General features: G+C 69.6%; 3 protein-coding genes. 2 read left to right on the top strand and 1 reads right to left on the bottom strand.

Annotation, left to right across the window (positions count from 1 at the left end):
* Positions 1 to 79: 79 nt before the first annotated feature.
* Positions 80 to 2,392, bottom strand: a complete 2,313-nt coding sequence (locus ABZ815_RS42310) for a glycoside hydrolase family 6 protein (RefSeq protein ID WP_357707120.1) — start codon at positions 2,390 to 2,392, stop codon at positions 80 to 82.
* A 359-nt stretch (positions 2,393 to 2,751) separates the two neighbouring features.
* Here ABZ815_RS42310 and ABZ815_RS42305 point away from each other — a divergent pair, with 359 nt between their 5' ends.
* Complete coding sequence (locus ABZ815_RS42305) at positions 2,752 to 5,646, top strand: glycoside hydrolase family 48 protein (RefSeq protein ID WP_357707118.1); 2,895 nt, start codon at positions 2,752 to 2,754, stop codon at positions 5,644 to 5,646.
* A gap of 11 nt (positions 5,647 to 5,657) precedes the next feature.
* The coding region (locus ABZ815_RS42300; protein WP_357707117.1) for a glycoside hydrolase family 9 protein at positions 5,658 to 7,702 on the top strand (2,045 nt) is incomplete at its 3' end.

Genomic DNA, 7,702 nt, shown 5'->3' with positions numbered 1-7,702 from the left:
GCGGGGCGGGGCGGGGGCGCCGGCCGCCCCCCCCCCCCCCCCGGCCGGGGGCCCCGGAGCCCCCGGCCGGCTCGGTGAGCTAGTTGACGGGCGGGTAGGCGTTCCTGACCAGCTCCTGGAACTGGGCGGAGAACCACTGGCCCGACAGCGGGGCGCCGCCGAGGGCGCCCGACATGTTGTTGCCGTTGAGGTTGTTGCCGGTGTAGGTCGGGTCGCACATCCGGTCGAACTTCTTGCCCTCGTCGTTCGGGATGTCGGTGCTGGCGCCGTCGGACTCACCCGGAGGCTTGATCCAGACGTAGGCGTCGAAGCCGGGCTCGGGGCTGGCCGTCGGACGGGCGCCGAGGCCCGCGCCGCTCTGGTTGCACCAGTTGCCGGCGTGGATGCGGCGGTCGACGCGCGACTGGTTGACGAACGTGTTCACGTCCGTCGAGGTGCTCGCGCCGCCCGGACGGGCGGTGCCGCCCCAGCCGTTGCGCGAGGTGTCGACCAGCATGCCGAGCCCGGGCTTGAAGCCCTTGTTGACCAGCGCGGTGCGCAGCGCCGCGGCGAAGGTGGACTCGTCCACGTAGTAGTTCCAGTCCACCCACTTGGACTGACGGACGGTCTGGCCGTTCACCAGGGTGTTGATCGTGAAGTACGGCTCCTTGGTGGCGGAGTAGTTGGCGGTGTTGACGATGAAGCCGTCCACGCTGTCCACGCCGGCCGTGGTGCCCGCGGCCATGTTGTAGAAGAGGTTCACGGCGGGGGCGAAGTTCGAGTCCCAGCCGAGCCAGGCGTGGTGGGCGGCGTCCACGTAGGTGTAGACGTTGGTGATCGCGTGCAGCTTGTCGAGCGCGTACCGGACGCCGTCCACGTAGCCGCCGGCCTGGTTGGCCTCGGCGCACTTCGGGAAGTTGCCAGTGTTGGTGATCAGGTTGGGCAGCGAGTCGGGCTCGACGATCGTGACGATGCGCAGGTTGGCGTACTTGGGGTCGCGCAGGATGTTCGCGATCACGTCGATGTACTCGGCCTTGTAGCGGTTGAAGCCGTTCTGGGCGATCAGCAGCTCGCCGTTGGAGGCCAGGGCCGAGCAGTCGCGGTTGGGCAGGTCGTAGATGACGAACTGCACGGTCAGCGGGGCCGAGCCGTTGAGCGCGTCCTGGGCGACGGCCTCGTCCAGGTGGGCCTGGAGGCCCATGGCCGAGGAGGAGCCGGCGATGGCCGCGATGCGGTCCAGCCACACGGCGGTGGAGGTGTTGGCGACGGCGGCGCCGCCGGGCTCGGCCGCGGCCTTGGCCTTCCACTGCGGGTTCACGTAGCCGGTGGCGCCGGCGTACGGGTTCTCGACGTGGCCGGTGGGCGGCTGGCCGTCGTCGTCGGCCTCGGTGGCGGTGACCGTCTTGGAGGTCAGGCCGGCGGAGGCGACGGTGAAGGCGCGGGTGCCGTTGGCGCTGTCGGCGTCCTGCGCGGCGGCCAGGGTCACCGTCTGGGCGGTGTTCCAGTTGGCCGGCGTGAAGGTGAGGCTGCCGCCGCCGGAGACGGTCAGGTCGGCGTCGCCGCTGCCGGCCGCCGAGGTGACGGTCACGTTCGCGGACGGCTGCGCGGCCAGCTTGACCGTGTACGTCGCCGTCCCGCCCTCGGGCACGGTCACCGACGTGGGCGTCACGAGCAGCGCCTGCTCCACGACCGCGTCGTCGTCCACCTCGGTCGCGTTGACGGTGGCCGAGGTGACGCCGGTGCCGCCGACGGAGAAGGCCGCCGTGCCCGCGGTGGTGTCGGCGTCCTGGGCGGCGGCCAGGGTCACCGTCTGGGCGGTGTTCCAGTTGGCGGGGGTGAAGGTGAGCGAGCCGCCCGCGCTGACGGTCAGGTCGGTGTCACCGCTGGTCCGCTGGGTGGTGACGGTGACGTTCGAGGTGGGGGCGGAGGACAGCTTGGCGGTGAAGGTGGCGGTGCCGCCCTCGTTGACCGCGACCGAGCTGGCGGAGGTCACCACCGAGGGGGTGGTGGGGGTGACGCCGCCGCAGGTCACGCCGTTCACGGTGAACGAGGTGGGCGGGTTGTTGCTGCCCGTCCAGGTGCCGTTGAAGCCCACGGTGGTGGAGGCGCCGGTGGCCAGGCTGCCGTTGTAGGGCATGTTCGTCGCGGTGACGTGCGTGCCCGACTGCGTCCAGTTGGCACTCCAGCCCGTCGGGGTGTACTTCTGGCCGGTGCCGGGGAAGTCGAAGCCCAGCGTCCACGAGGTGATCGGGTCGCCGGTGTTCTTCAACGTGATGTTCGCGGTGAAACCGCCCTGACCGGGGCTGCTCGTCCACGAGTTGGCGGAGTAGGTCACGTCGCAGTTCACCGCGGCGCTGGCGGCCGTGGTCTGGCCGACGACGAGGCCGAGGGCCGCGACGCTCGCGGCGGTCATGGTCACGGCCCATCGGCGCGGGCCGCTGTTGAGTCTCACTAGCGATCATCTCCAGGAACTCAGTTGGCTGGGAGCGCTCCCATAGTGAGACGCCCCCAGAGCCCTGTAAATGAGCGCGGTTCCGCGCCGGGCGTCCCCGGGCCACATGCTCGCCGAATGCCCCGGAAGGTGGATGAAACTTTCATCATCGGCAGCCTGGTGGGAGGAAACGCGGGGGCCGCCGGACGGCCGATCCGTTGACATACGCCGCCGGGCATCCACAATCCCCTTTGGGAGCGCTCCCACACCCCTACTCCCATGGAGATCCCGTGAAGCACAGACCTCCTTCCCGCCTTTCCCGCTTATCGAGGCGGCTCGCCGTGGCCACGACGCTCGTCCTCGCGGCGGGCACGACCACGACCCTCGCCGCGCTTCCCGCGCACGCGGCCGTCGCCTGCGACGTGACGTACACCGCCAACCAGTGGACGAGCGGCCCAGGTCAGGGCGGGTTCACCGCCAACCTGACGCTGAAGAACACCGGCGACCCGATCACCTCGTGGACGCTCGGCTTCGACTTCCCGACCGCGGGCCAGAAGTACACGCCCACCGGCTGGAGCGCCAACTGGAGCCAGTCGGGCACGCACGTCACGGCGACCAACATGCCGTGGAACGGCAGCCTGGCCACCGGCGCCTCGACGACGCTCGGCTTCAACGGCACCTGGACGGGCAGCAACCCGAACCCGACCTCGTTCACGGTGAACGGCGTGACCTGCGGCGGCGCCAACACCCCGCCCACGGTGGGGCTGACCTCGCCCACCGCCGGCCAGACGTACACCGCCCCGGCCACCGTGGCCATCGCCGCGAACGCCGCCGACACCGACGGCACGGTCTCCAAGGTCGACTTCTACCAGGGCTCGACGCTGCTCGGCACCGACACCTCGGCGCCCTACGGCTACACCTGGCAGAACGTGGCCGCGGGCAGCTACTCGATCACCGCGAAGGCCACCGACAACGGCGGCGCGACCACGACCTCGGCCCCCGTCGGGATCACCGTCTCGCAGAACACCGGGCCCGCCCTCCTGGTGAGCCCGCTCACGATCTCCGTGCCGGAGAAGGGGACCGCGGGCTTCGGCGTGAAGCTCTCGCAGGCGCCCGCCGCGAACGTGACCGTCACCACCGCCCGCACCAGCGGTGACGCCGACCTGACCGTCGGCTCGGGCGGCACGCTCACCTTCACGCCCGCCAACTGGAACACCGCCCAGAACGTCACCCTGGCGGCGGCGGACGACGCCGACACCACCAGCGGCACCGCCGAGTTCACGGTGAGCGCGACCGGCTACACCCCGGTCAAGGTCACCGCCAGCGAGGCGGACGACGACCTCGGCGGCGACAACGAGTACGTCAAGCGCTTCGTGGAGATGTACAACGAGCTGCACGACCCGGCCAACGGGTACTTCTCGCCCGAGGGCGTGCCGTACCACTCGGTGGAGACGTTCATGGTCGAGGCGCCCGACCAGGGGCACGAGACCACGTCCGAGGCCTACAGCTACTACCTGTGGCTGGAGGCGACCTACGGGCAGGTGACCGGTGACTGGGCGAAGTTCAACAACGCCTGGGCCTCGATGGAGAAGTACATCATCCCCGCGACCGCCGACCAGCCGACGAACTCCTTCTACAACCCCTCGAAGCCGGCCACGTACGCGGCCGAGTACAACGACATCAAGCAGTACCCGACGCAGATCGACTCCGGCGTCTCCGTGGGCTCCGACCCGCTGGCCAACGAGCTGAAGAGTGCGTACGGCACCGGCGACGTCTACGGCATGCACTGGCTGCTCGACGTCGACAACACCTACGGCTTCGGACGCTGCGGCGACGGCACCACCAGGCCCGCCTACATCAACACCTACCAGCGCGGGCCCGAGGAGTCGGTCTTCGAGACGATCCCGCAGCCGTCCTGCGACACCTTCAAGCACGGCGGCACGAACGGATACCTCGACCTGTTCATCAAGGACAGCTCGTACGCCAAGCAGTGGAAGTACACCAACGCGCCCGACGCCGACGCCAGGGCCGTGCAGGCCGCGTACTGGGCGCAGACGTGGGCCAAGCAGCAGGGCAAGGAGTCGCAGATCTCGGCGTCGGTCGCCAAGGCCGCGAAGATGGGCGACTACCTGCGCTACGCGATGTACGACAAGTACTTCAAGAAGCCCGGCTGCACCAGCACCTCGTGCGCCGCGGGCACCGGCAAGGACGCCTCCAACTACCTGCTGTCCTGGTACTACGCCTGGGGCGGCGCGACCGACTCCAGCGCGGGCTGGGCCTGGCGCATCGGCTCCAGCCACAACCACTCCGGCTACCAGAACCCGCTCGCGGCCTGGGCGCTGGCGAACGTGGCCGAGCTGAAGCCCAAGAGCGGCACCGGCGCGGCCGACTGGAGCACCAGCCTGACCCGCCAGCTCCAGTTCTACACCTGGCTCCAGTCCGCCGAGGGCGCCATCGCGGGCGGCGCGACCAACAGCTGGGAGGGCCACTACGCCACCCCGCCGGCCGGCCTGCCGAAGTTCCACGGCATGACCTACGACTGGCAGCCCGTCTACCACGACCCGCCGTCGAACCAGTGGTTCGGGTTCCAGGCGTGGACCATGGAGCGGGTGGCCGAGCTCTACTACGCCTCGGGCAACGCCGACGCCAAGGCGCTGCTGGACAAGTGGGTCTCCTGGGCGATGGCCAACACCACGATCAACGCGGACGGCACATACCAGATCCCGTCGACGCTGAAGTGGACCGGTCAGCCCGTCGCCGACTTCAGCGACCCGAACGTCATGCCGCCGCCCAACCCCGGCCTGCACGTGACGGTCGCCGACTACACCAACGACGTCGGCGTGGCCGGCTCGTACGCCAAGACGCTGATGTACTACGCGGCCAAGGCGAACAACACCGCGGCCAGGAACATGGCCAAGGCGCTGCTGGACGGCGTGTGGAAGAACCGCGACGCCAAGGGCGTGTCGGTGCCGGAGACCAAGACCGACTACAAGCGGCTGAACGACCCGGTCTACGTGCCCCCGGGCTGGACCGGCAAGATGCCGAACGGCGACACGATCAACTCCAGCTCGACGTTCATGTCGATCAGGTCCTTCTACAAGAACGACCCCGACTGGCCCAAGGTGAACGCCTACCTCCAGGGCACGGGCCCCGCGCCCACGTTCAACTACCACCGCTTCTGGGCGCAGGTGGACGTGGCCGTGGCCCTGGCCGAGTACGGGCGGCTCTTCCCGTGAGAAAAGCGGCGATGATCGCCGCGGCGTCGCTGGTCCTGCCCCTGCTCGCAGGGGTGGGGCCGGTGGCCCACGCGGCCGCGCCCGCCTTCGCCTACGGTGAGGCGCTGCAGAAGTCGCTGTGGTTCTACGAGGCCCAGCAGTCGGGCGACCTGCCCGGCTGGAACCGCGTCTCCTGGCGCGGCGACTCGGGCATGAACGACGGCAAGGACGCCGGGCTGGACCTGACCGGAGGCTGGTACGACGCGGGCGACCACGTCAAGTTCGGCTTCCCGATGGCCTTCTCGGCCACGATGCTGGCCTGGGGCGGTGTCGAGTACCGCGACGCCTACGCGGGCTCCGGCCAGCTCACCCACCTGCTGAACAACCTGAGGTTCGTCAACGACTACTTCGTCAGGGCCCACCCGTCGGCCAACGTGCTGTACGGGCAGGTCGGCAACGGCGGCACCGACCACGCCTGGTGGGGCCCGGCCGAGGCCATGCAGATGAACCGGCCCGCCTACAAGATCGACGCGTCCTGCGGCGGCTCGGACCTGGCGGGGGAGACGGCGGCGGCGATGGCGGCCTCGTCGATCGTCTTCCGCCCGACCGATCCGGCCTACGCCGACAAGCTGGTGACGCACGCCAAGCAGCTCTACTCCTTCGCCGACACGGTCAGGAAGAAGTACAGCGACTGCATCAGCGACGCCCAGGGCTACTACAACTCCTGGAGCGGCTTCAACGACGAGCTGGTCTGGGGGGCGATCTGGCTCTACCGGGCCACGAACGACGCCGCCTACCTGGCCAAGGCCGAGGCCGGTTACGCCAACCTGGGCAACGAGCCGCAGACCACGACGAAGTCGTACAAGTGGACGATCGCGTGGGACGACAAGTCGTACGGCGCGTACGTGCTGCTGCACAAGCTCACCGGCAAGCAGAGGTACCTCGACGACGCCAACCGCTGGCTCGACTGGTGGACGGTCGGCGTCAACGGCTCCAAGGTCAAGTACTCGCCGGGCGGCGAGGCCGTGCTGGACCGGTGGGGCTCGCTGCGGTACGCGGCCAACACCTCGTTCGTCGCGCTCGTGCACAGCGACTCGATCACCGATCCCGACCGCAAGGCGCGCTACCACGACTTCGCGGTCCGGCAGATCAACTACGCGCTCGGCGACAACCCGCGCAACTCCTCGTACCTGATCGGGTTCGGGGCGAACCCGCCGAAGAACCCGCACCACCGTACGGCGCACGGCTCGTGGACCGACCAGATCACCAACCCGGTCGACAGCCGCCACACCCTGTACGGCGCGCTGGTGGGCGGCCCGCCCGACCCCGACGACGTCTACACCGACAAGCGCGACGACTACGTCATGAACGAGGTCGCGACCGACTACAACGCGGGCTTCACCAGCGCCGTGGCCCGGCTCTACAAGGAGTACGGGGGAGCGCCCGCGGCGAACTTCCCGCCCGCCGAGACCCCGGACGGCCCGGAGATCTTCGTCGAGGCCGGCGTGAACGCCTCCGGCACCAACTTCACCGAGATCAAGGCCATCGTCCGCAACCAGTCGGCCTGGCCCGCCCGGGTCCTGTCGGACGGCTCGTTCCGCTACTACTTCACCCTCGACGGCTCGACGACCGCCTCGCAGGTCAGCGTGTCGTCGGCGTACACGCAGTGCAAGGCCCCGACGCTCGGCTCGGCGGGCGGGCGCGTGTACTACGTGAACATCGACTGCTCCGGGCAGGCCATCGCCCCGGCCGGGCAGTCGCAGCACCGCAGGGAGGTGCAGTTCAGGATCACCAGCACGGGCTCCTGGGACCCGACCGACGACTGGTCGTACAAGGGCATCCCGGTGACGCCGGGCGCGACGCCGGTGCTGACGAAGAACATCACCCTCCACAGCGGCGCCACCAAGATCTGGGGTGAGCCCCCGGGGCCGGAGGAGCAGGACACGACAGCGCCCAGCAAGCCGGGCAAGCCCACGGTCTCCGGGATCACGGGCACGGCGGCGAAGCTGACCTGGACGGCCTCCACGGACAACGTGGGAGTGACCGGTTACGACGTCTACCTGGGGTCCACCAAGGC

The sequence above is a fragment of the Nonomuraea sp. NPDC047529 genome (genome assembly GCF_040642995.1).
Classification (GTDB): domain Bacteria; phylum Actinomycetota; class Actinomycetes; order Streptosporangiales; family Streptosporangiaceae; genus Nonomuraea.
The sequence above is the reverse complement of the archived record's forward strand: the minus strand, read 5'-3'. Positions and strand labels throughout refer to the sequence as shown.

Excerpts from the sequence above, each read along its gene's own strand:
- ABZ815_RS42310 (WP_357707120.1), bottom strand. The coding sequence starts at position 2,392 with ATGACCGCCGCGAGCGTCGCGGCCCTCGGCCTCGTCGTCGGCCAGACC.